The organism is Actinoplanes subtropicus (assembly GCF_000721705.1).
GTDB lineage: Bacteria > Actinomycetota > Actinomycetes > Mycobacteriales > Micromonosporaceae > Actinoplanes > Actinoplanes subtropicus.
Window position 1 is genome coordinate 1 of sequence record NZ_JOJL01000044.1, and the last position, 25,051, is coordinate 25,051.

Annotated in this window: 21 protein-coding genes; 20 read left to right on the forward strand and 1 reads right to left on the reverse strand. The window is 71.5% G+C overall.

Annotated elements, in window-relative coordinates:
• Positions 1-397: 397 nt before the first annotated feature.
• The 19 genes from IH26_RS0145030 (at position 398) to IH26_RS0145125 (ending at position 20,811) form a co-directional block, all read left to right on the forward strand.
• A complete protein-coding gene (locus IH26_RS0145030; RefSeq protein WP_030442447.1) occupies positions 398-718 on the forward strand; it encodes a hypothetical protein in 321 nt (106 codons plus the stop codon).
• 478 nt (positions 719-1,196) lie between these two features.
• Positions 1,197-1,754: a hypothetical protein gene (locus tag IH26_RS0145035; protein ID WP_157437718.1), complete on the forward strand. Its 558-nt coding sequence runs from the start codon at positions 1,197-1,199 to the stop codon at positions 1,752-1,754.
• A 454-nt stretch (positions 1,755-2,208) separates the two neighbouring features.
• Positions 2,209-2,610, forward strand: coding sequence for a hypothetical protein (locus tag IH26_RS0145040; protein ID WP_051809697.1), 402 nt, complete (start codon positions 2,209-2,211; stop codon positions 2,608-2,610).
• Between the two features lie 351 nt (positions 2,611-2,961).
• The gene (locus IH26_RS0145045; protein ID WP_051809699.1) at positions 2,962-4,575 is read left to right on the forward strand and encodes a DUF4314 domain-containing protein; all 1,614 of its coding nucleotides are present in this window, start codon (positions 2,962-2,964) and stop codon (positions 4,573-4,575) included.
• Positions 4,576-5,030: 455 nt separating this feature from the next.
• Positions 5,031-5,771: a hypothetical protein gene (locus IH26_RS0145050; RefSeq protein WP_030442451.1), complete on the forward strand. Its 741-nt coding sequence runs from the start codon at positions 5,031-5,033 to the stop codon at positions 5,769-5,771.
• A 107-nt stretch (positions 5,772-5,878) separates the two neighbouring features.
• Entirely contained in the window at positions 5,879-6,295 is a 417-nt protein-coding gene (locus IH26_RS56705) for a hypothetical protein (RefSeq protein WP_051809701.1), read from the forward strand.
• Entirely contained in the window at positions 6,292-6,987 is a 696-nt protein-coding gene (locus IH26_RS62420; protein WP_063763868.1) for a DUF4314 domain-containing protein, read from the forward strand. The genes IH26_RS56705 and IH26_RS62420 overlap by 4 nt, the downstream gene beginning before the upstream one ends.
• Before the next feature lie 146 nt (positions 6,988-7,133).
• Positions 7,134-7,517: a hypothetical protein gene (locus IH26_RS0145065; protein ID WP_030442454.1), complete on the forward strand. Its 384-nt coding sequence runs from the start codon at positions 7,134-7,136 to the stop codon at positions 7,515-7,517.
• A 416-nt stretch (positions 7,518-7,933) separates the two neighbouring features.
• Positions 7,934-8,545: a hypothetical protein gene (locus IH26_RS0145070; RefSeq protein ID WP_157437720.1), complete on the forward strand. Its 612-nt coding sequence runs from the start codon at positions 7,934-7,936 to the stop codon at positions 8,543-8,545.
• A gap of 632 nt (positions 8,546-9,177) precedes the next feature.
• Positions 9,178-9,666, forward strand: a complete 489-nt coding sequence (locus tag IH26_RS0145075; RefSeq protein ID WP_030442456.1) for a restriction system modified-DNA reader domain-containing protein — start codon at positions 9,178-9,180, stop codon at positions 9,664-9,666.
• A 190-nt stretch (positions 9,667-9,856) separates the two neighbouring features.
• Positions 9,857-10,426, forward strand: a complete 570-nt coding sequence (locus IH26_RS0145080) for a DUF262 domain-containing protein (RefSeq protein ID WP_030442457.1) — start codon at positions 9,857-9,859, stop codon at positions 10,424-10,426.
• 305 nt (positions 10,427-10,731) lie between these two features.
• Positions 10,732-11,010: a hypothetical protein gene (locus IH26_RS0145090; RefSeq protein ID WP_030442458.1), complete on the forward strand. Its 279-nt coding sequence runs from the start codon at positions 10,732-10,734 to the stop codon at positions 11,008-11,010.
• A gap of 142 nt (positions 11,011-11,152) precedes the next feature.
• The gene (locus IH26_RS0145095) at positions 11,153-11,611 is read left to right on the forward strand and encodes a hypothetical protein (protein ID WP_030442459.1); all 459 of its coding nucleotides are present in this window, start codon (positions 11,153-11,155) and stop codon (positions 11,609-11,611) included.
• Between the two features lie 266 nt (positions 11,612-11,877).
• Positions 11,878-13,374, forward strand: a complete 1,497-nt coding sequence (locus IH26_RS56715) for a hypothetical protein (RefSeq protein WP_051809703.1) — start codon at positions 11,878-11,880, stop codon at positions 13,372-13,374.
• A gap of 48 nt (positions 13,375-13,422) precedes the next feature.
• Entirely contained in the window at positions 13,423-13,863 is a 441-nt protein-coding gene (locus tag IH26_RS61705) for a hypothetical protein (protein WP_030442461.1), read from the forward strand.
• Positions 13,863-14,852, forward strand: coding sequence for a DUF4192 domain-containing protein (locus IH26_RS61710; protein WP_030442462.1), 990 nt, complete (start codon positions 13,863-13,865; stop codon positions 14,850-14,852). Before IH26_RS61705 ends, IH26_RS61710 begins: the two co-directional genes overlap by 1 nt.
• 475 nt (positions 14,853-15,327) lie before the next feature.
• Complete coding sequence (locus IH26_RS64130; protein WP_030442463.1) at positions 15,328-17,625, forward strand: DEAD/DEAH box helicase; 2,298 nt, start codon at positions 15,328-15,330, stop codon at positions 17,623-17,625.
• Between the two features lie 417 nt (positions 17,626-18,042).
• The gene (locus IH26_RS0145120) at positions 18,043-19,188 is read left to right on the forward strand and encodes an AAA family ATPase (protein WP_051809705.1); all 1,146 of its coding nucleotides are present in this window, start codon (positions 18,043-18,045) and stop codon (positions 19,186-19,188) included.
• Positions 19,189-19,212: 24 nt separating this feature from the next.
• Positions 19,213-20,811: a vWA domain-containing protein gene (locus IH26_RS0145125; RefSeq protein WP_030442465.1), complete on the forward strand. Its 1,599-nt coding sequence runs from the start codon at positions 19,213-19,215 to the stop codon at positions 20,809-20,811.
• 728 nt (positions 20,812-21,539) lie between these two features.
• On the opposite strand, the gene IH26_RS0145135 is transcribed toward IH26_RS0145125, so the two are convergent.
• Entirely contained in the window at positions 21,540-23,876 is a 2,337-nt protein-coding gene (locus tag IH26_RS0145135; RefSeq protein WP_030442467.1) for a LuxR C-terminal-related transcriptional regulator, read from the reverse strand.
• A gap of 163 nt (positions 23,877-24,039) precedes the next feature.
• Between IH26_RS0145135 and IH26_RS0145140 the strand changes: the two genes are divergently transcribed.
• Positions 24,040-24,987, forward strand: coding sequence for an SAM-dependent methyltransferase (locus IH26_RS0145140; protein WP_030442468.1), 948 nt, complete (start codon positions 24,040-24,042; stop codon positions 24,985-24,987).
• The last annotated feature ends 64 nt before the right edge of the window (positions 24,988-25,051 follow it).

Genomic DNA, 25,051 nt, shown 5'->3' on the forward strand with positions numbered 1-25,051 from the left:
TGATGATGGCCAGGGTGGTACGAGCGGAGTGACGGGAGACTGTCACGCTCCGTTCCGTGGGAGCCCGGAGGTGAAATCCCTCCGGGCGACCCGACCCTGCGTTCACCGGAGACGTCGCGCATCCCCGCCAACGAGCAACCTGGGACGAGTTGCGGCGTCGGAATGAGGCTCGAACAGCTCAGCGAGCACCGTGACGATCCGCGATAGCCCCCTCCGGAACGCAGTACGGGTTCCAGCCAACTCGCGACCGGTAAACAGCGACCCGCGATCTTCGATCGAGTACCGCGTCAGCTCGCAGACCGAGAGCAGCTGTATCCGCCCGCCCGGACGGTTTCGTCACGAACCGGAACCGAGAGTCCCTTGATGACTGCGATAGATGTGCATGAAAGGAGAATCGATGGTGAACGCGAAGATTTCCCCTGCGGAGCCGGGCCGCGAGATGCTGTTGGTCCGCTATACCTGGACGGCGACCGGCGACGTACTGAGCCTGGCACAGGCCCGCGCCGAGCGCGGCAAGGACATTCTGCCGTGGACGCGACCCGGCTGGTTCTGGGTGGGCGCAACACCGGCGTCGGCGGCACGCATCCGCGCCGAGGGGCACCGCGCGGTCGGAACCGCGGTCACCACCTGGATGCCACCGCAGACCGCGCCGACGATCATCGACGTGCCCGAGCCTGAAGACGACCATCGCCCCTGGTCGCCCCACGAGCACGCCTAGCCGTTCAGTCCACGGAGCGGACCGCCCACCTCGCCGGCCCCCGGTCGGGTGCCGTGCGGCGCCGCGAGCCGACAACGACGAAACCTCACTAAGCCGACACGACGCGGAATGTCCCAGCCGCCTGGATCGCAGGCCGTTCCGGCGACGGATGGCGGGGTCCTATCCCGACAGCCGACCGCGATATCTGCCAAGCCATTACAGGTCTTGGCCATCCCCTTCTGCCCTTCTGCGGCACGAATCGGTGAGAACGCGGCACGGTCCCTCGACGCCGGCGTGCTCCAGAAATAAGCGGCGCGGCCCTCGTGCGGCCACCCGCTGCAGAAATACGTGCGGCGCCCGCCTCAGCGGCCCGCGCGAAAGACAAGTCCATCCCGTACGAGGTGACGAAGGGAAACCACGAATGAAGCGTAGTAACTATCTTGAACTTCATCAGATCGGCACCCGCACGATGCTCGCGGTGGCACCCCGCGGTGTCGCCATGGGCACCGACGAAGTCCACATCGGCATCGGCGGCGCCGTCTACGACACCTACGGCAAGTCCGTCCTGCTGTCCCGGGCCCAGGTCGAGGACCTGCACGCGTGGCTGACGCAGTGGCTCGCCGAAGGCTGGGACGGGGTGACGCCCGTGCAGGGACCGACCAGCGCCGACGTCATCGAGCACTACCGCGACATCGCGGGACGGGAACGCGTCCGCGCCGACCACGAACGCATCGACGGCGGCCGGCGGCTCGAAGCGGCGATGAGCCTGGTCCCCGCCGAGGTCCTGTCCACCCAACCCGACCTCGAGACCATCGCCGCCGACCACGCGCGCGTGTGGCAGCACCTGCAGGACGACGCCGACCGCGGCGAACAAACACGGCTGATCTTCATCACCGGCCTCCACCAGATCGAACAGGTGCTCTCGCACCGTCACGACCAGCAAATCCTCGGACAGGCCGTCGACGACGCCGAGACGACCCTGGCCACGGTACGCAAGGCCTTGCGCAAGCTCGTGGACCGCGGCGCGCACCACAAGACCGCAGCCAAGCGCACCTGACCTGGCCGACACCAGCCCTCGCCCGTCCGGCCGGGCGCCGACCAGTGCGGCACGACCCGGTCGCGCTACCTCACCTATCCGTGCCGGCGCCGGCATTGCGGCTCATGGGCCAGGGCGCCGGGCGCATGCCCGGCCTACGTCGACGGCCACCTGGAGGCCTTGACGGCTCCGGCCCCACCTGGAACCAAAGCCGAGCTGGGCTCCGGTCCGGCTCTTCCCGCAGCGCCGCGTACCGCGGCCCAACACAGGAATGCGGCCCGCCGAACGGCGGGCCGTCGTCGTATCCACGGAGCCCGGGACGCGTCGCCCACGAACCCGGCGCGTCCCGGGCCCTTCGACAGGACCGGACCGGACGAACCCTGCGTGACCAGCGCCCTCGTGCACGCGTCGCGCGTGCGCTCGGGCGTCCCGATGACCGGAAATCGCCCGATGGACCAGAAAGGCCAACAACGTCATGATCACGTTGGATTCGTCAACCCCCGGGTTCCGGGAGATCCTCCTGCTGGCCGCAGCATGGAACATCAGCCCGCCGCAGGTCATCGGCCGGCTGGTGGACCACTACTACCTCACCCAAGCGGAGAACACCCCGACTCGGCGCTCACCGGAGCCGTCGGACGTCGCCGTGCACCGGATCTACGCCGGTCAGCGTGTCGAGGGCCTCTACCACCCGGAGACCCAGAGCATGACCATCACCAACGGGCCGCTGTCGGGACGCGTCTACCGCAGTCCCAGCGGTGCCCGCGGGGCCGCGGTGACCACTCTCAATCCCGGGGTGGCGCCGAACGGCTCCGGGTGGGACTTCTGGATCGTCACCGCGACGGGCAAGACCTTGCGCAGCATCCGCTTCGGCATCTGACCCGAGTCGCACATCGCGTACAGAACCAGCTGTCTCGCCGGACTGCTTGCGACAGGCCGGGGTCGGACGCCGCGATCCGCTCATCCAGGCAGGGGCATCCCAGGCGATGCCCCATTGCCCCGCGCAACGAAGTCCTGACCACGGCCGGGCTCCCCGGTCCCCGCACCATTCCGACCGTCTGCGGCCGTGAACGCGCCCGTGCGAGAACACGCCGGGCCGATCACCGCGAACTTCTCGGGCCGCAACGACACACGAACGCCGGGGACCTGCCGTGCCCCGGCCGTCGGCCCCGGCGACTCCCGTCCGCGTGCAGCCGCACCCCGTAAATCGTGACATCAGAAGGAGAGATCCGTGACCCACTACCAACCCGGCCAGCGCGTCGCGCTGACCCACACCACCGACCCGGACCACCCGCTGCGGCCCGGCGAACGCGGCGTCGTGCGTGCCTTCGACACCGGCCGACAGGTCGTCTCCGTCGGCTGGGACAACGGCACCGTCTCGCAGATCCACCTCGACGCCGGTGTCCGCCTCGATGTCCTCGCCGCCCCGGCCGCGATCACCGCCGACGCCTGGAACCGGGTGCTGGCGGCCGTGACCAGCCGAGGAAGGCTCGACGGCCTCCGGGCTCTGGACCAGTGGACGGCCGAGACGCTCGACGAGCACGTCGCGGGGCACAGGACGACGGCGCGGCGGGTGCTGGCCGCCGTCGCCGACGGTAACCCCGACGAGGCGGAAACCCTGCCGGCCTCCCACAGCAGCACGTACTCACAACCGCTGACCGACTGGCAACTGTCGGACCTGCTCTGCGGCGGCCAGCCCGCCTTGTGGCAGCCGGTGAGCACCGACGAATGGGAACAGGCCGTCTGGGCGTACCGCGACGGTTTCGACACCGTTGTCTGGGAAGCAGCCCCGGTGCGCTGCCGACGCGCCCTCGCGCCCGCCGCAGGCGGACGCGACCTGCACGAGATGGATCCCAGCCAGGTGCGTCTCGGCGGTGTCGGGGTGTTCTCCGGCGACTGGATGTGGACCGACGGAGGTGAAGGCCCGGACTACGCACGAATCGGATTCGTCGGCACCCTGATCGACACCTGGAAGGAGTGGGCGGTGTTTTCCTGCACCCGGCGGGTCGCCGAGGCGATCGTCGCCGAGTTGCAGGAGCGACGCGACGACGAACGCGAGAGATTGCAGGCCGCCGGGGCCGCCGAGCAGGACCTGGACCGCTGGGTCGACGCGCAGTTCGCGGTGTTGTCCTTCGACGGTGACACCCTCGTGGTCGATCAGCGGGTCCGGTCCGAGGACCCGGAGGCCATCGAGTACATCGCACCGGATAACGACGGTCGATATGTGGTGATGGGCGGCATCTGGCGCTGGGAGGCGATAGCCCCGTACCGGTGCGACCGCATCGTCGGTGACCTGCCCGGCCCCGGCGAGCACCAGGAGTTCGTGACGCTGGCCCACACCCCGGCGCTGCGGCTGCCGCACGCCCGGCTGAGTCTGGAACTGCTGCGCCAGTGGCCTGCCGCGGACGGCATCGCGTACGTCGCCGCTCTCACCTGGGACGGCCGGCGGATCGGCACCGTGGGCTGTGACGGCGCGGGCGGCGACGTCGACCTGCTGTTGACCCACGGGGTGTTCGGGCCGCAGCAGATGGCCGGCTACCTGAGCGGCTGTCGCCGGCGAGATGAACCTGTCGGCCAACAGCGGCTGCTCACCGCCCTGGCCGACGAGGCGCTGCTGGCCGCCGCCCTGGCCCAGGCAGCCGCGGACGGCGCCACCGTGGTGCGGCGCGTCGCCGAGGACGGCTCGACCGGCACCATCCGCCCGATCCGGCCGATCCCGCACGACTGGGCCGCGTTGACCCGACTCGGCACGGACCTGGCCCGAGAGGCCGGCGACGGCCGGTGGGAGATCTGGCGAGGCAGCGGATGGCTCGCCCTGCCGACCAACGCCACCACGATCGCGTAGACCGGGCCCACCCGCCCACCACCTCGGAGCCTTCGGTCCTGCCGCACACCTACCTTCGCGGTGCTCGGCCCGTCACCGCCGACCTGCCGGCGTCAGCCGGCCGGAGAGCTGCCGGGCATCGCGAGGCGGAGCAGCCCGCGTGCACCCCGCGGCGGCGTAGCCATCCGTCACCTCACCTCACCTCTGCCGCTGACCGGAACAGTGCCGGCCAGCAGTCCTTTCATGACCTCCAACCGAAAGGGAACGGCGACACCGCCGTCCGCTGTCGCCACGGACGTCACCGACCCGCGCTGTGGCGGCCGGCCATCGCCGCGCCCGCCGCCCACCAACCCCGGCGGCGGCTACCTGCCCTGATTCGCCCCCGTGACCGGCTCGATGTTCGCCCGATGCCGCCTCCGGCGGGCCGCGGGCCGGGCCGGTTCGTGTCACACCAACCCTGCACGAAAGGAAGCAGCATGCGATTGCTGCGCGTCTACCACCATGCCCGCGGCGGGGACTTTGCCCGCCTTCAACCCGACCTCGTGGCGTTCACCACAGCGGTTCTGCGGGTCGCCCTGCGGCTGGCGACCCTGGAGCTCGACCCGCCCGCGGTCCCCGTCATCGCCCACGCCATCGGCGGCGAGACGATGGTCTGGGTGCTGGAGGCACCCGTGCCGACCCTCGTCCGCCCCGCCCGGTGGATCGACGGTCCACCACCCACGGTGGAACTGGCCACCGACGTCGGCCCCTACCTCACCCCGGTCCTCACCTGCGAGCAGGCACTGGCCTCCTGCTGGCGGCTGTGTCCACCGCAGTCGCCGCCGACGTCGCGGACCGTGACCGGCGCGGCGGACCTGCTGCGCACGGTCTACCTGGAACTGCACCAGCTGGTCGGGGAACCGATGGATCCGGGCACCGTGGCGCATCTGCTCGCGTCCCTGACCGTCTGCGCCCAGCTGCTGCCCGCCGTCCTGCGCGGCGTCGAGGACACCGTCCGCGAGATCGCCGCCGACCCGGACCTCACTGCGACGCCGCTGCCCGGCGCCGACAACCCGTACGGCGACCCCAGCGCGGCCGGGGCCTGCCTCGACGCGCAACGGCACCTGCAGCAGATCATCGCCCGGGTCGCCGACCTGGCCGATCCGCTCGCCGACGCCCATCAGCAGATGTTCCGCGTGCGTCACGGCGCGAGCGCAGCCCCACGGCGGACGGCCTGATCACCGCCTCTCGCGTGAACACCGCCGTCTACCGGCGTGTGCCTGCCGGCTACTGCGTGTCGCCATCCACCTGCCATCGAAGCATTCATCAGAAGAGAGGTTCCGCCATGGCGTACGACGCCGACGAACCCGAGTTCGATCACGAGACCGTCCTGCAAGACGTCATCCGATACCTGCTGACCAGCGACGACCTTTATGCGCTGAGCTGCGACGCCGGCACCGCCGCCCTGGTCGACGGCGACGGCGACCCGATCGACGTGGTCAGCGCGCAGACCTACGCCGACGCCGGCGTCCTGACGCTGGACCGCGGGGTGTACCTCGAGTTGTCCGACGGCAGCCGCTTCGGTGTGACCCTCAGCGTCTCGGCCCGCGGCAGCCACGACACCACCGTGAGCCCGCCCCCAGCCCACGAACAGCAGCGCGCGCCGCGGCCGACATCGGGCGCCCGGCGAGACCCGAGCACCGCAACCGAGCCGGCCCCCGGTGCGCACGCACCCGCCGCCGTGGAAACGGAGACCCGATGACCTACCGCAGCGGCCAGCGCATCGTGCTGGTCCACACCGACGACCCGTTCACCGATCTGCGTCCCGGTGACAAAGGCACCGTGACCGCGTTCGACGCGCACCAGCAGATGGTCGCCGTGTCCTGGGACAGCGGCTCCGAACTGTCGATGTGCCTGGACGCCGGCGACCGCATCCGCGTACTCGCCGAGCCTGCCGAACCCGGCCCCGTCGCCTCGTCCACCAGCGACCCCTCGACCAACGGTGCCGAGCACGGCCGCCTCCACTGGGGACAGGTCCTGCACGCGCTGCGCCTCACCGGCGCCGAAGCCGGACACTCGGCAGCCGACTGGTGGGCGCAGGACAGCGTCGGCGGACGCGCCGGAGGCGACACCGCCGTCACCGCCCGGAAGATCCTGACCGGCATCGACGACGGCGACCCCGCGGTGCTGGACGTCCTGCCCACCGTCGCCCGGTCCGCCGCTGACGGCGAGCCCGACTTCTACACCACCACGGTCGACAGCGGCCCCCGCTGGCACGAGCTGACCGCCGCCGAACAGCAGGAGGCCCTCGACGCCTACCACGACAGCGCCGACACCGCCGTCCACGACCGGATCACCGAACACTGCCGCGCCGCTGCCAGCCCGGACCCGTCCGGCCCTGAACCCGAACCCGCTCGCCCGGCACCTGCCACGCCGCGCGCAGGTAGGCCATGACGGGCCGCCCCGCGGGAACCCCCGCCACGCTGGCGCCGGTCGTGAACCGCGGCCCGCTTCGCCGCCGACACGCCGCACCTGCGGCCGATCCGGACCGGGACACCCACCCCAGCAAAGAGCCGACCGACGACAGGACAACCGACACCATGGACGAGTCCCAACTGATCACCAAGTACACCGGCCACCATCTCGACCCGGCCGCGCTGATCGCCACCCGCGAGGTCACCGGCGTCGCCGCCGCCCTCGCCGCCGCCATCGGCCAGGCAGCCCTCAGGCTCGACGACGCCGAAACCGAACTGACCCGCCTCACCCCGTCGATCATCCACAGCCTCACCAAGGTGACCACCACCATCACCACCGAACCCGGCCAGCCTGCACCCGGCCTGAACCCGGTCGGTGAACTGCAGGCACACGGCCCGCGCTTCGACACCCTGATCGCCGTGCGCGAAGAACGGATCCAGCAGCTGCGCGCCCTCGTCCAGCTCTGGCTCCAGCTGCCGGCACCGAGGACCGGCCCACAACACACCTGACCGGCGGCCTCGCAGCTCCCCGCCGGCCCAGTGGGCCAGGTGAACGCCCGTCCCAGCGCAACGAACAACGTCTGATGGGTTCCGGGTAGGCAACCACCGCGGCGATCGCACGCACAGGTCGACGACCTACAGACGGCCCCCTCCACCACCGCATGATCTGGCCGTTGCCCGGCCGCCCGCGCATTCCACGCACCACCTGCCCGGGCACGGCCGAACGGTCGTGCCCGGGGATCGCCTCCCACGTGACGACGCATGAGGAAGCCGCGATGGACGCGGCACCCGACCGCACCCCCGACGCCGTTGTCGCCATCGACTCCGGCCAGGTCCGCGTCGTCGCGCCGACCACACGAGTCGGATCGCGGCGCCGGCGTGCCGGCGCCGTCAATTCCCGACCACTTTCAAAAGGGAGCTCAAGCATGTCGCCAAATGACCCGGTAAGCGGGTACACGCACTCCCCGGGCGCCCCGATCTTGGACCGCGCAGCCGCCCGCCTATCGCTGAACGGCTTCGGGCGGTTGGGCAGCGCCATCGCCCGCGGCGATCGAGTCGTCGTGGCGGCCACCGGCCGCACGGTGATCGTCACCGCCGTCGACCACCAGACAGGACGGGTCCTGGCCCGGCCCGAAGACGGCGGCCGAGCCGTCGAGTACGCCGGCATCGACGTCGAGGTCACCGCCGCGGCCCACCACCCGCCGCTTGCCGACGACTGTCTGGAGGGGCTGACGATCCAGCAGGCCCGTGCGCTGATGACCCCGGTCGCCTCCGACAACGGCCGGTACCCGCAGTACGGCCCGGAGCACTTCGACCGCTGGGTGTTCGGACGGGCCCGTCGCGACGTGCCGCTGCGCGGCGAGACGATCCTCGTCGCCGGGCAGCGGTGCCTGATCAACCCCGTCGGCCCCGGCGCCGGCTGCGGGCTCGGGCCCCGCGCGTACACGGCGTGGATCACCCGCCGGGCACATCACGGCGGAGCGGTCAGCGTCTGGGCTTATGACATCGACCTGGAGCCGACCGGCGGTGACCGGTGATGCACGGCCGGCACACCGCCACGACTTGACCTTCACCAAGAGATAAGCGTCGATCAACGCTGGTCGTCGTCCGGCCCGGCCGTCAGAACAACGCACCCCCGCAGGGGCCGAGCCGGCGGCGATCCGCGCACGCCGCGACCAGCCGACGGGAGGTCAGCCCACAGCCATGATCCACCAACCCCCTCCGGACCGTCCGCGGGATCGGCCCAGCGACCGCATCGCGCCACCCGCCGACGTCACCGACCGGCTCCTGTGGGCGCTCGCGACCGATGTGGCCGCCGCCCACCAGCCGGGGCCAGACGGTGCTTGCCGCAACCTGCAATGCCGCGGTCAACGCGGCCCGTGCTGGGCGCTGCGCGCCGCCTGGACGGCACGCAGCCGATCAGCCACCCCGTCGTCGTGTCCGGCATCCGGGCCGGCAGAGGCACCGCCGCCGCGCCTTCACGCGCGCGGACGTGCCAGCGTCGGCGACCCATCGGATCGCTCCGCCAACCGATCCGACACCGCGCCCGATGCCCCGCCGCGTCCCCGGACCGCAGCCCATCCGTTCGCCTCGTTCCGGCGGCCGACCGCGGCAGCGCCCGCCGCCTGAACCACGATCCACCAGACCCGGCGACAAGGAGCCGACACCCATGCCGACGATACACATCGATGACGACGTGTACGCGCTGCTCATCCGCGGAATCCCGTACGGGATAACCGTCAACGCGGCCCTGCGGGCGATACTGCGCCTGCCCGAGTCGGCGCAGCCGCCGCAACCAGCCGATCCCGCGCCACGGTTCTCCGCCGCACGCCCCACCCCTTCCGGCCTGCAGCGCACCGACCACGGCAAACTCGCCCGGCTTCTCGACGCCGGTCTGCTGCACGACGGCCAGGTCGTCACCTGGCACCGCCGCGACCTCGGCCACACCCACACCGCCACCGTCACCGCCGAAGGCCACCTGCTCACCGGTGACGGCACGCTGCATCTGTCACCTGGCAACTGCGCCACCGCCCTGGCCGGCTATCCGTGCCGAGGCTGGAAGCAGTGGCGTACCAGCGACGGGACCTCCCTGAGTCAGCTTCGCGACAAACTCAGCGCCGACCTGACTCCCGCGCCCGGCGCACGTCACGGGGGCTGACCCGTCCCTGAGCCACACCGACCGTCACCGCCAAGGCCAGGACGGCAGCTGCCAACCCACATGACAAGCGCGAGGTGAGCCGGCATCCGGGCCTGCGCAACCTCGCGCCCGGGTTGCCGGCCGTGCCGCCCGGACGGGCGCAGCGAACCCCGCCGATGCCGACCGATCTCGCCCACCGAAGGAGCAGCCGATGACCCGACAGACGACAACACCTCTCACCTTCGTGCCCACCACGGTCAGCCTGTGGTCCATCGAGGAGTACACCTCGCGAATCCGCGACGGACGGATGATCCTCGACGCCCCTTACCAGCGGGGCAGCGTCTGGACCCCCGACCAACGACTCGCCCTGATGAAGTCATGGTTGACGGGCGTCCCGGTGGCCGCCGCCGTCCTCAACACCCGCACCGGCCCGTCCTGGCGCGCCACCGAAGCCTCGGGAGTCCACTACGCGGTCATCGACGGTCGGCAACGCATCGAGACCGCGATCGCGTGGCAGGACGACGAGCTGGCCATCCCCGCCTCCTGGCTGCCCGGCGACTGGATCCGCGCCGCCGAGGACACCGACGACGGCCCCTACGTGCGGGTCTCCGGCCTGCACCACGGCGGCGAGACGATCCTGCAGCGCATGGAGCTGCCCTGCGTGCGCGCCCACCTCGGCTGGGTGGTCCACGAAGCGGCGATCTATCGGCTGCTCAACCGTGCGGGCACCGCCCACTCCGAGCAGGACATGTCCCGGGCCGAGCACATCGCCGAGGTGTAGACCCGGCACCGGCGTGCCGTCGCCCGTCCGACGCGTCACACACGGCGGGCCTGGCGGTGAATGCCGGCGTACCGGAGTCCGACGCGGCAAAGACCGGCGATCGCGCCGACCCGATCGTCGGGCGGGACGTCCATCCCCACCGGTGCTTGTCCGCCCACGCTCGGCCGCGGCAGCCGCGCCGCGTGACCGCACGGTCTCCGGAACTACGGCGCACCACAACCCCCGCTCACGTCCACACCGGCTGTTCTCACGGCCGACAACCCTGTCCATCGAAGAAGTTCACCGCGCACAGGAAAGGCAGATCGATGAACCCGCTGCAGGACAACACCACCCCGGACGGCGAGGATCGAATCCTGGATCCCGGCACCATCGTCACCGTCGCCCCCGCCGACTGGATCGACGAACCACCGGAGCGCCCCTTCGTCGTCATCGACGGCTTCAAGGCGCCGCTCTACACCATCGCCGTGCTCGGCGGCGACGGCTTCCAGTACCCCAACCAACCACGCGAGCTGCTGACGGTCGTCACCCCCGCCCGCATCGTCCTCGATGAGCAGGCCGACCCGCCCGGCTACCTCATCGCGTGACCTGCTCGCCGGCCCTGGTCCGCGAGGACACGGAACCGGGTCGCAAGCCGACAACCGGACCCACGTCCTGGCGACCACGGCAACCCGGCAACCCGACTCCCACCACCGGGCGGGGACTGCCCGTCACAGAAGGAGACCTCTGATGTCGATGCAATGGGGAAGAGCGGCGACCGCCGACTTCCACACCTACACCGAAGGCGGCGACAACCTGACCGCGCGATCGAGCCCCGGCAACGGCCTCGACCCCGGTGAATGCGCGGTGGCCTCCGCGAACGCCGCCATCTGGGGCAGCCCTGAGGAACTGGCGGCCCTCGGCCGGCGCCTCGCCGCGCACTTCGGCACCCATCGGTGCCTCATGTTCACCTCGGACACCCCCGACGCGCTCGCCAGGATCGTGAACAGCTGCCAGGGACTGACCGCCTTCCTCGGCGACGGCACCGCCACGCCGAGCGCCGACGGCACCCGGGGGCCACGCGACGTCCAGCTGCACGACGCCGACGAAGCCGGTGTCCGCGGCTGGATCCTCACCCCGGACGGCCGTCGCACCGGGGAACTCCTCACGGTCGCCTGGCACGAAATCACCGAAATCCGCCTCTACTGACACCCGTCTCGAGCCGCCGCCGAAGGCGACCAGAGACACCCTGACCCCGGTGGCCCGGCTCACGACGGGGCCGCCAGCTGCCCGAACACCCCTTACCGGGACGCGGCACCTCGCGACCGCGCGTGCGCGATAACCGCACCCCCACTGCCTGACCCGATGTCCGCCGCGCCGGTCTGCCCAGCGCGGCGGACATCGCCATGCCCACCTGGCCCCACGAAAGGACCGCAATGAGCACCGCACCCGAGCGACCTACCTATTCCGAGGACATGAGCCGACACGACCGTAAGCCGGATGCCGCGCGAGAAGCCGGTCTGCGCGCCGGCCGCGACAGCGCCGACCGGTGGGCGCAGGACGCCCTTGCCGGCCACCCGGCCGACGTCACCGCCGAGGCCCGCCGGATCCTCGCCGGCCTCGCGCACGGCGACCCCGCCGCCCTCGACCTGCCCGCGCCGAACCTCAACGACCTCGACCGGACCACCCCCGCGGCAGACACGACGGCGACCCTGGACGTCCCGGTGCCGACCGCCGAGTCCCCCGAGCGGCACACCGAGGCCACCACTGCCTACCTCGTCGGCTACATCACCGGCCTGATGCAGCGGGCCGGCGAGCGTTGCCGCGCCGTCCTGCAGGTCCTGGCCGCGACCGACGACCGCACCGTGCTGCCCGCGCCGACGATCGCCGCGTCCGGGACCGATGATCGCGACACGCTGGAGTATCTGCACCCGGATCGGCTCCGGGTCGGCGGCATCGGTGTCTTCGCCCGCGACTGGGCCTGGATCCGCGACGCGCACGGCCGCGACCGGGTCCGGGTCGCCTTCGTCGGAGTGCTCGTCGACGTGGTGAACGGCTGGGCCGTGTTCGCCTGCTCCCGGACGGTGGCCGAGGCGATCGTCGCCGACCAGGAAAGCATGCGCGAGGCCGAACGCGCCCGGCTCAGCGCAGCCGGCCTCCGCGGCGCCGAGCTCGACACCGCGGTGGACGAGCGCGTCTGCCCGATGCGGTTCGACGGCGACGACATCATCGTCGACCAGCGCGCGACCTACCTCGAGCACGGCGACGCCGCTATCGAACGCCTCCGCCCGGACGAGAACGGCCGGTACGACGTGATGGGCGGGGCCTGGTGCTGGAGTGCCGTGGCCCCCGGCTACTGCGACCGGATCGTCGGGGACCTGCCCACCCCGGCAGCGCAGCAGCAGTACGTCGCGTTCACCCACGTCACCGGGATGCACGCCCCGCACCAGCTGCTCCAGATCACCACGCTGCAGCAGACCCGGACCCGAGACGGCGTCGCGTTCACCGCCGAGCTCAGCCTCGACGGCGAGCAGGTGGCCACCATCGTCAACCGCGGCGGCGACCCGACCGTATGGACCCCGACGGGCGAGGGCCTCGGCACAGCGACGCTGCAGCGGTACGCCGACGCATGCCGCCGCTACGGCACGCCGACGACCGTCGAGCAGGTCCTCGCGGCCCTGGTCACCGAGTACGACCTGACCCGTCGGGCCGCCGCAGCCGATGCCGCCGGTGACACCCTGCTGCGCGCCGTCGACGACGACGGCGCCCTGCTGGACCTGCTCACCGTCACCGCCGTACGCCCCGGACACGGCACCCGTGAAGCGCTACGCCACCTGGTCGCGGCCCGACCGGCGCACCCCGACGCCACCCAATGGGAGGTCTGGGGCGGCACGGCATGGCACCACCTGCAGCACATACCGCTCGCGGCCCCCGCACCCAGAGACGGCGTCGTACCGGAAACCCCGCACTGACCGCCCACCCCGACCCGACCGCAGAACCACCGACCCCGAGGAGCCCACATGGAGATCGACGCCATCACGGCCAAATACACCGGCCACCGCATCACCGACAGCGACCTGAGCGCCGGGCACCGGCGCGGCGGACTCGCCGCCGACCTCGCCCGAGCCCTCTACCACTGCTGCCACGCCGTCTTCACCGTGGACGCCGACCTGGACCGGATCGGCGCCACGCTCGCCGACAGCATCGCCGTCGTCCGCGCGAACACCGCCGCCACACCCGGCACCGGTACCCCGACCATCACCCCGCTCGGCAACAGCGGGCCCCGCTTCGACGCTCTGCTCGGAATCCGCGACGAACGCCTCAGCCACCTACGCGAGCTCGTGCACCTGTGGCTGAACTACGGCGTCGAAGCCACACCCACCGATGCCGACCCCGTCGGGCAGTCCCAGCCGAACCCGTCGTCGACGACCGAGCCTCCCCTCGCTCGGGACGGGCATTGATGTCGCATCGACCGGCCCAGCGACTCAGCGATCCCGCGCCGGTGCTGGCCGCTGTGCCGCATCTGATCGAATTCCGGCCCGTCAACCGCGTCGTGGCCATCGGACTGCGCCACGAGACGATCGTGGCCGTCGGTCACCTCGGCCTCAGCGAGGAAACGGACAACAGCACTGCCACGGCAGCGATGCACCGTCTCGCCAGTCACCTCAGCCGGGCGGACACCGGCTGGGCACTGCTGCTCGGCTACGGCCCCGCCACCCCGGTCGCCGCCACGGTCGCCACCGGACGCGACTGTCTACAGCAGGCCGGGATCGTCGTCGACGACCCGCTGCGTGTCGCGGGCGGGCGCTGGTGGAATCTCGCCTGCACCGAGCCGTCGTGCTGCCCGCCCGAGGGCACCGCGTTCGAACCCACGCCCACCGCCGTGCTCGACACTGCGGCGCCGTCCGGCCGCTACGCCGTGCACCTCGCAGGCGTCGACGGCCCGGCCCGCGCGGCGTTCGCCGCCGCTGAGTCGATCGCCCGGCAGCGGCTGACGTTCATGGCCCGGCAGCTGCCCGCGATCGAGGACGCGACACTGTCGGCCATCGCGGCAGGCCGCACGTTGCCGCAGACCGCAGTCCAGGAGATCGACGAGACCCTCGCCGACCAGCTCCGCCACCAGCAGGTGTCCGCCGCCCAGGCCGCGCTGGTCGCGATCCTGCTGCGCAGTCCCACCGTCCTGGACGCGGCCATGCGCCGCGCTACCGGACAAGACGCACAGATCCGCCTCTGGACCCTGCTGGTCCGCCACGCTCACCACAGCCTGGTCGCCGGCCCGGCGACCCTGCTCGCCGTCAACGCCCTGCTCGCCGGCGATCAGGTCCTCGCCCGGGCCGCGGTCAGCCGCGCACTGGCCGCCGACCCGGACCACCAGGGCGCACTCATGGCGCAACGCCTGCTCGCCGCCGGCACCGGCCCGGCAGCCGTCGTTCGCGCTCTCGACACCTGAACCAGCCAACAGATCCCCGCAGAACGACGCAGGCAACCGCGGCTGGCACGGGCCGCCGCGCTCATCTCGTCGCAACTGCTGATCCACCGCCGGCCACGCCCCGACCCGGGGTGTGGCCTTTGTCGTATCCGCAGCGGGGCCTCGACGCCGATCGCCATACCCCGCTGGCGATTCACCGTCCCAGGGCCGCGAAGAACGAGGTCTGCGCGGGGGCGCAACCGACAACAGCCGGGCCCGCCCGCACGGCCTCGGCCCGGGGCACTTGACCCATCCGGTCACCGAAGCGTGGATGCACCACGCCTCGGTGACCGCACCCGGCACCGACGTGCCACCACCGACAAAGGAGTTGATCCATGCACGACGACACCACACCGCACCCCGGCAGGGCCCGGCCCTACGGCGTCCGATCCCCGCACCAGCGGCGCGCGGCCGAGATCCGTCGGGTGCGCGCCGCCAGCGCCGTCGGACGTGACCGGTGAGGCGGCCCGAATCGGTCGCGGCGGGCGCCGCCGCGCTGCCCGCCCCGACCGGCTGGCAGCAACCCGCCGTCTCCGCTGCCGTCACCGCCCTGGCCGGCGGCGGCCGGGGCCAGATTCACGCCGCGTGCGGCACCGGGAAGACCATCACCGCCGCGCACATCGCCGCCCGACTGTGCCCGCCCGGCGGGATCGTCGTGATCGCCTGCCCGACGGTGGCGCTGCTCGCGCAGACCCTCGCCGTGGCCGGCCCGAACACCACGGCGACCCTCGCCGTCTGCAGCGACGACACCGTCGCCGATACCGCCGTGCACACCAGCGACCTGCCCACGACCGTCACCACCGACCTCGACACCATCGTCTCCTGGCTGCGCCGGCCCGCTGCCGGGGCACGGCTGATCGTCACTACCCACCGATCCGCCGGCCTGCTCGGCCAGGCGCTGATCAGCGCCGACCGCGCCGTGGACGTCCTGGTCGTCGACGAAGCCCACCACAGCGCCGGGAGCGAGGAGAAGGACCTCGCCCTCCTGCACACCGACCGCACCTTTCCCGCCCGGCGTCGCCTCTACCTGACCGCCACACCCCGCATCGACGACACCGGCGACGACACCGGCCTGTCCATGGACGACACCGACGTGTTCGGCCCGGTCCTGCACCGGTACACGTTCGCCCAGGCCATCGCCGACGGCTGGCTCGACGACTACCGCGTCGCCGTCGTCGGCGTCAGCCGCACCGACCTGCTCCCTTTGATCCGCGAGCTCACCGTGCCAGCGCTCGACCCGCGGACCGGCCGCGACGGGCCGCTACGCACGGCGATGGTCGCGGCAGCGCTCGCCCGGGCCGCCGCCGAGTTCGATCTGCGCCGCACCATCGTCTACACCCCGCGCATCGTGGCCTCCCGTGCCGTGGCCGCCGCGCTCGCCCCTGTCGCCGCCGCCCTGCGTGACCCGGCGCGACCAGCGCGGACGCTGACCTGCCACCACGTCGACGGGCGCCACAACAACACCCAACGCACCCGGTTCCTCGCCGACCTCGCCGCACCGCCCGACGACGGCTGGACCGTGCTGTGCAACGTGCGCTGCCTCGGCGAAGGCATCGACGTGCCTGCCGTGGACTCCGTCGCGTTCAGCCACCCGAAGTCCTCGACCCCCGAAGTCATCCAAGCCGTGGGGCGGGCTCTACGGCGCAACCGGTCGGGCACCGGCGTCGCGACCATCCTCATCCCGGTCCTGGTCACCGACGACGCCGAAGCTTCCGCGCAGGCCGACGCCGACGGCTACGCCACTGTCTGGCAGGTCGTGCGCGCGTTACGCGCGCACGACGAGTCCCTGGCCGCCGCCCTGGATCTGCAACGCCAGAGCATCGCCACCGGAGCAGCACGACTGCCGGACAAGATCACCGTCCGGCTGCCCGACGGCTACGACATCGAGAACTACCTGCGTCACCTGACCGTGCGGATGATCACCGCGACAACATCGCCGTGGTGGGAAGGCTACGGATACGCCGCCCGCTTCCACGCCGAGCACGGCCACCTGTTCGTGACCGTCGACCACGTCACCGACGGCGGCTACCGGCTCGGGCAGTGGGTCCGTTCGCAGCGCAAGACCCGTCAGGGCGGCCGGCTGTCGTCGGCGCGGATCCAGGCGCTTGAGACCCTCGGCATGCTGTGGGATCCCCGCGGCGCGAAGTGGGAGGCCGGTCTGCTGCAAGCCGCCCGATACCGCGACCGCGAAGGACACCTGAGGATCTCGCCCGAGCACATCACCGACGGCGGCTACCGGCTCGGGCAGTGGGTACGGTCGCAGCGCAAACGACACACGGCCGGCAGCCTGGACGCCGCGCGCGTCGTCGCCCTCGACCGGCTGGGCATCGAGTGGGATCCCTACGCCGCGATGTGGCAGCGCGGCATCACCCACGCCGCCGCCTACCGGACCCGCACCGGCGACCTGCAGGTGCCGTCGGACTACGTCGACGCCGACGGCTACCGGCTCGGCCAGTTCATCGTCGCGCAACGCATGCTCTACCGGCGCGGCACCCTGGCCGCCGACCGGATCAACGCCCTCGAGGACCTCGGCATCATCTGGCACCGCGGAACCGACCGGTTCATGGCCGGCCTGGCCCACGCACGCGAGTACCACCGGCTGCACCACACGCTGCGCATGATCAAGGCGACGACCTTCGACGGGTACCGGCTCGGCGATTGGCTGGCCACCCAGCGTCTCAAGCTGCGCGCGGGCAAGCTGGCCGAGCAGCGGATCACCGCCCTGGACGAGATCAGTCCCACCTGGCGCGACTGACCGCACAGCGTACGGCCTCGCCACGGCCCCAAACCCCCGAGGCGAGCAACAGCTCAACCCACACACAGGACGTCGCCCAAGGCGGCGCCGAACGCTGACCCCGTTCCGTCCCGCCGGCCCCGGTCCCGACCGCCCGCCTACCAAACGCCCGACCAGCGGTGGCGAGGAACCCCGCCGCTTCGTCAGCCCGGCGGTGCGTACCCGACGGCACCCGGCGCCAGAGCAACGACCGGCGCGATACCGCTGTGCGGCAGTCGTGCCCGTTTCCGATGTACCACCCGGCGTGACGGCCAGGCCCTGCGTGAAAGGCGCGCGGGCCAAGCCGGATCGCCCGTCTCCGCAGCGCGGATCTTCAGCCCGCGCACCCGGAGACGGGTGCGCGGGCTCCCAACCCTCTCCAGGGACAGGAGCCACACGATGCACCCAGACCCCCACCCGGCTACCGGGAAGCAGCCAACCACCGGCGACGCCACCGACCAGCCCACCACGGCCGGCCGCCGATCCGGGCACCTCTACCCCCTGGTCGCCAAGTACCTCGCCGACCACCCCGGCGAGCCGCTGTCGCCCGGTGAGATCACCAAAGCGCTCGGCGTCCCCTCCTCCGGGGCGGTGTTCGAGGCGCTGAAACGGATGGCCGCCGCCGGGTACGCCACCCACCAGCCGAATCCGCACCGCTTCACCGTCACCCAGGCCGGCATCGACGCCGCAGGGGCGCTGCCGCCGCCCGCACCCCGGCCTGCCGGCAGCTCCGCGGCCCGCACCGGCCGGCGGCAGCCGGTGACCCGCCCGAACGGCGACCCGTACTTCCCCCGCAAACTGGCCGGCTCCACCGACGTCGACGTCCTGCGCAGGCTGCGCGACAAACGCATCCCGGTCCTGCTGTTCGGGCCGCCCGGCACCGGCAAGACCGCCGTTGCCGAAGCCGCCTTCGACGACCTGCTCACCGTGGCCGGGACCGGCGACACCATCGTCGAGGACTTCGTCGGCAACTTCATCCCGCTGCCCGACGGCGGCTACGAATACGTCTACGGCCCCCTCGTGACCGCGATGCGCGACGGCCGGGCGCTGCTGATCGACGACGCCACCCTCATCCCGCCGAAGGTCCTCGCCGTGCTCTACCCGGCGATGGACGGCCGCGGCGTCATCACCCTGACCGGCTACCGCAACGAACGCGTCGAGGCCGCCGACGGCTTCTACATCCTCGCCGGCCACAACCCCGGCGTGCACGGCGCGATCCTGACCGAAGCCCTCGCCAGCCGCTTCGACGTGCACATCGAGGTCACCACCGACTTCGACCTCGCCCGCCACCTCGGTGTCCCCGCCGCCGCCGTCCAGGCCGCGATCCGGCTCAACGCCGACCTCGACGCCGGAAAGCTCAGCTGGGCACCGCAGCTACGCGAACTGCTCGGCTTCACCCGCGTCCGCAAAGCCCTCGGCCACAAGGCCGCCGTCGCGAACCTCGCCGGCCGCGCCCCCGAAGACGACCGGGCCGAGGTCATCGCCGCCCTGACCGCGCACTTCGGCACCGAGATCACCCCGCTGCGCGTCGGCCCCCAACGCTGACCCACTCACCCGGAAGGACTGCTCATGACACATCCGGCTCACTTGCAGACCGGCCACCCCGACCTGACCAAGATCGATTCGGCCTGGGCCGCTTGGAACGAGGCCTGGACCCGACAGCTGGAGGTCCTCACCGACCAGCGCGGTTTGCGCGTGGTCGTCGCTCCCGGCGCCGGTGGCGGCGCACCCGCCTGCTTCTACCCCGACTACCGGCGCGTCGAGATCGACGCCGTCCACGTCGCCGACAACCCTGGGGTCACCGACCCGTCCAAGGCCCGCCACAAGGCGATCGTGGCGACCGGCTACGGCCTGCTCGTGCACGAAGCCGCCCACGCCGCCCACAGCCTGTGGAGAACTCCCGAGGACACCCCGCCGGTCGTCGCCGAGGTCGCCGGACAACTCGAGGAAGCCCGCGCCGAGTACCGGCAACGCGGCCGACGACGCGGCGACCGGCGGTGGATCCGCCACACCGTCACCACCCTCCTGCTCCCAGACACCGCCCGGGTCGACGACCTGTGGCACGCCGGACAACTCGCCGCGCTGCTGCTGGCTCGCGTCGACGCCCGCATCCTGACCAGCAAGGACGTCCGTAGCATCCGCGCCGCGGTCACGGCCGTCGCCGGCCGAAAACGCCTACGCCGGCTCCGCGAGCTCTGGCGGCAGGCGCTGGAATGCGCCGACCGCGACGCCGCCACCATGATCCAGATCGCGTGGCAGTGGTGCTACGCGCTGGACATCGATCCCGCCCGCCGGCCGGACGTGCCGCAGCCCGACCTCGGTGTGTTCGCCGGACGCCTCGCCGCCGCGCTCATCGAGTACCTGGCCGCCGCCCTCGGCATCACCCCTGCGGAACTGGTCGACTCGCAGATCGTCACCCGCCACGCCGCCCCGGCGACCTGGACGCGCCGCGAGCCCACCGAAGTAGAGGCTGAGGCTGCCCGGCGCCTGGCCGCCCGGCTCCGGCAGGCCCGCACCCAGCACCGTGAGGCCGCCGTCGTGCCGGCGCCGGTGCCGCCCGGCCGGCTGCGTACACGGCAGGCCATCACCGCCGACGCACAGACGGCGGCCGGGATGATCCCTACCGCTCAACGCTGGCAGCGGCGCACGACCGTGCCACCGCGCAAGCCGACCCTGCACCTGGCCGTCCTCGTCGACGTGTCGTTGTCCATGCGCAAGTACCAGAAGCCGTTGTCCACGGCCGGCTGGATCCTCGCCCACGGGGCTCGCCGCAACGAAGCCGTCACCACGACGATCGCGTTCGGGGACACGGCGACCCTGCTCGTGGCGCCGCGACAGCGTCCCGCGCAGGTCCTCGACATGCAGGTCGGCGGCGGTACCACCGCGTTCTGCGAAGCGGTCAAACTCGCCGACCAGCTCCTCGACCTGCGCAAACGCCACACCGTCAGAATGGTCGCCGTCGTCTCGGACGGCGACCTGCCCGACAAACCCGCCGCCCAGAAACTGATCACCACCCTGCACCGGGCCGGCTGCGCCGTCCTCTGGCTGCGCCCCAAGGGCATCACCGGGCACACCTTCGCCGACACCACCACCATCCACGTCGCCGATCCCGTGCAGGCCGTCGATGAAATCTGCACCGCCGCCGTCACCGCGCTGGCTCACGCCTGACCCTGGCCGGCGACCCGCCCGGCACCTGGACGCAGAGAGCTGGACCCGCGTGCGGCGGCTCGCCGAGGCCCAGCCCGACCCCGAACACAGCGGCCCCTGTGTGATCTGGCGTCCTACCACCTCGGGCTCGACCCGCTCCGGCGGGTCGTGCTGCGGTGCGCTTTCTGCCCGGCACGGCGACCCAGCGCACGGTAGTCTGCAGCGCATGCCAGCTGACCACCGGCCTCCCGCCAATACACCCGATGACCCGGCCCTCAGCGATCGCGTGATCCGGTCCTGCATGGATCTCGGGCTCTTCGGCGCCGCAGCCCAACTGAGCTCCTTGGTCGCCCAAGCCGACCAGAACCATTGGACGTACAACGAGTTCCTCCTCGCGTTCCTCGAGGCGGAGATCAGTCATCGCCGCTCGAGCGAAGGCCCATCGCGGGTTTCCGTAGCCACATGGCCTATCCAGAGATCTCCGAGCCGCGTGCAGTAACAACCCGGATTCCATACGCCATCCGGCAACCGTTCACCGCGCCTCACGCGTCCCGCGGTCCGGCTGTGCGCTGCGAGTCAGCCGTACCTGTTCTCGCCGTCGCCCTGATCCGATTCACCGACTACACCGGACCGGCCAGCCAGGGTGAACGGCCACGCCAACAAAGTGGTCATCCCAGCCCTGCTCAACCCATCCAATCATGATCAACAGGCTCGGCGTTGGCTCCAGGCGGTGGTGCGCCCTCGATCCTTCACCGTTCTGGATCCGATCTGCTGGTGGCGAGCTCATGTCGGTTGGCGGCGACCCAGCCCGCCAGTGCGGCCCGGTTGGCCAGCCCGAGTTTGGTGCTGATGTTGCTGATGTGGGTGTCGACGGTGCGCGGGCGGATCTGCAACGCGCTGGCTATTTCGCGGCTGATGCGTCCCTCAGCTACCAGGATGGCTATCTCTGCTTCCCGGGCAGTGAGGGTGGTGGCCGGTGATGCGCTGGCCCGCCGCGAGATGGCTTCACCCAGGGCGATCCGCAGGGCATGGCCGTTGTCCCGGGCGCCGGCAGCGAACACCTCTGCGGTGGTGACTTCGCCGAGAACGGCGACGATCTGGTTGTATGCCTGCTCGTCGCCGGCCGCTAGTGGGCGAAGCCCGGACAGGACGACCCCGAGCCGTTTCTGCCGTGCCGAGGCCGCACCGAGCAGCCAGGCCGCGCGGCGGGCCTCGTCTTCGGTGCTCGCGTCGACGGTGGCGGCGATGATCCTGGCACGTAGGTGGATGGACCAGGTCTGGCCCCACAGGTCGGTCATGTCGCGCTGCAGCCGCAGTGCGCGATCGATGCTCTCGGTTGCCGGCCCGTGCCGGCCGGCGCGGAGCGCGGCCAGTGCATGCGCCCACAGCGCCCAGGAGATCGCCCAGGGCGCGCCGGCTTGCTCGGCTTCCTCGAGGAGTTGCTGGCACGCGGCCTCGGCGGCGCCGATGTCGTCGGCGAACCCGGCGGCGATCGCCCACATCATCGTCGCCATGTGCCGGTCCCCGCGGTTGGCCTTGCCGGCGAAGAGGTCACGGGCGTCGGCGAGCCGGCCGATGGCCTCGCGGGATCCGTTGAGTAGGGCGGCGCTGCCTCCGGCGGCGAAGACCAGCGGCGCGATCGTCGGCAGGTCTCGCTTGGCCAGCAAGCTGCGTGCCTGATTGAGCAGGCGCTCGGCCTCCTCGTGTCGGCCCTGTGTGGCGGCGATCCAGGCGGCGGAAGCGAGGGTGGCGACCAGGTCGTACGTGTCCAGGTCGTTGCCGGTCTGGGTCTCGGACAAGGCGATGACCCGCTCCAGCCGGCGAACCAGGATGTCCAGGAAGCCCCAGAAGTGTGGGGCCCGGCTACGGGCCAGGTCGCGGGCGAGGGCCCGGGCGGCGGGAAGGTCACCCACGCCGATGCTGTGATCGATGGCTGCGAGGATGTCGGGCAGGTTGCGGCGTACGCGGGCCAGCACGATCAGCTCATCGGCGCCGAACCAGCGGGCCACGTCGCGGGCGAGCAGGTCGCGGTGGTAGTCGCGATGCCGGTCGCGGACGCGGCGGGTGCGGCCGGCCCGTTCGAGTTGGCCGAAGCCGTATTCGCGCAGCGTTTCGAGGAGCCGGAAGCGTGCCGGTTCGCCGTCTACACGGGTGAAGACACTTTTGTCGACCAGGCGTGTGACGGCGTCGACCACGTCGTTGGTGTCCACGTCGGCGTCCGCGGCGACTGCTTCCGCGGCCACCATGGTGAAGGCCTCCGGGAAGACGGAGCAGGCGATCCAGACCGCCTGTTCGGCCGGTGTGCACAGCTCGTAGGACCACTCGACCACCGACTCCAGCCGGGCGTGCTGGCTATCGGCACTGTCCGCGCTGCTGGCGGCGCTGGCGTCGCTGAGCAGCGCGAAGCGGTCCGCGAGCCGCTCCTCGATCTCCCGGGTCGTGAGCGCTCCAGCTCGACCCGCCGCGAGTTCGATCGCGAGCGGGAGCCCGTCGAGGCGCTGGCACAGCGCCTCGATATCCGACAGCCGCAGGACATCGTGGCTGACTCCCACCTTGGCGGTGAGCTGCAGGAACAGCTGCACACTTTCGCTGAGGTTCAAGGGCGGTACCTTGACGACGCGCTCGCCGTCGACGCCGAGCCGTTCCCGGGATGCCGCGATGACCCGCAGCTGGGTCGTGGCCTGCAGCAGCGCGGTCGTCACGACGCGGATCTCCGGGACGAGATGCTCGCAGGAATCCAGCACCAGCAAGGCCCGGCGATCCCGCAGATGGGTCAGGATGACTTCGAGCCCGGCGTCGCTGTGGTGTCGGATTCCCATGGCCAGCGCCATGTGCGCGTAGAGACCGGCGGTGGAGACCTCACCCCGGATCGTGCTGAAGTCGACCAGCCACGAACGGTCGGCAACGCCTCGCGGTAGCTGGTTGCCGGCCCGGATCGCCAGCCGGGTCTTGCCGACGCCCCCAGGGCCGGTCAAGGTCAGCAGCTGCACGTGCGGGACAAGGTGTGTGATGGATTTGAGGAGATCGTGCCGGCCGACGAAGGTGCCGCGGTCGGGCGTCAGGTTGCCGCGCGGATCGGCGATCATCGCTGCACGATACCGCGAATTACGTAGACCCTTCAGCGCCTTTTACGTGAATGCGCCGATGTGGATGGCACGGTCCCCGGGCAACACTACGTGACCTCGGGGGAGTGCTCGTGCGCTCCGCCGCTGGCCGAATCGTCACACGGGCCCGGGAGGGGAAGGCGCGATGACTGCAACGGACGAGTCGCACGAGGCAAAGGTCGCCAATTTCTACGACGAGGACACCGGGGAGGGCGCCGGCCTGGCGTACACGCGGTTGATGGGGCAGGTGTGGCATCACGGCGACGCTCAGGTGGAGAAGGCCGGTGGCTCGCTGCAGGAGGCGGCCGAGGCGATGCAACGCCGGCTCCTGCGGTATGCGCAGGTGGGGCCGGGCGATCGCGTGCTCGACTTCGGAAGCGGTCCGGGCGGAGCCTCGGTCGCAATGGCCGCGATATCCGGGGCTGTCTTCGTCGGGGTGTCCAACACGGAGTCGTTGTCGCGGCGTGCCCGCCGCTTCGCTGCCGATCGGGCGATGAGCGACCGGGCGACCTTCCTGACCATTGGTGATCTTGACTATCGGACTCTCCAGGCGTGGCCGGATGGCAGCTTCGACGCGGTGATGTTCCTGGAGAGCGTTTGCCATCTGCCGGACAAACAGGCGTTTTTTCACGCCGCCCACCGGGTGTTGCGCCCCGGTGGCAAGTTGGTCGGACTGGACTGGGTGCAACGGCCGTGGGGCGACTACCAGACCGCCGAGCAGCGCGCGCCGATCATCGGACCGGTCTGCGAGTACATCCGGCTCGCCGGGCTGGGCACGGTGCGGCAGTACGCGCAGATGATGCAGGTGGCCGGTTTCGAGGTCGAGGTCGCCGCCGACGAGTTCGAGGGTGAATTGTGCTGGGGCTCGACCCCGCCGGACGACCAGCAAGGGTGGCTGAGGTACGGGCCGTCCGGGAATCTCTTCCATGACGGCAAGCAGGCCCTCGATCGGGCTCGCGGCGCAGGCGTGTTCTCGGTCGCCTGGTGGGCTGCCACCCGCCGGGCGGCCGTCAAGGTCGAGTCGCAGCAGGGAAGCCTGGGTTCCTTGACCGTGGAAAATCCTTCTGCCGCCGCCGTTCCCGGCCGGCGCTGACTGACCTGCCCCGTGTCCCCGGCCAGGCGATTCCGGCCGGGGACATGATCCCGGCCTACCCCCG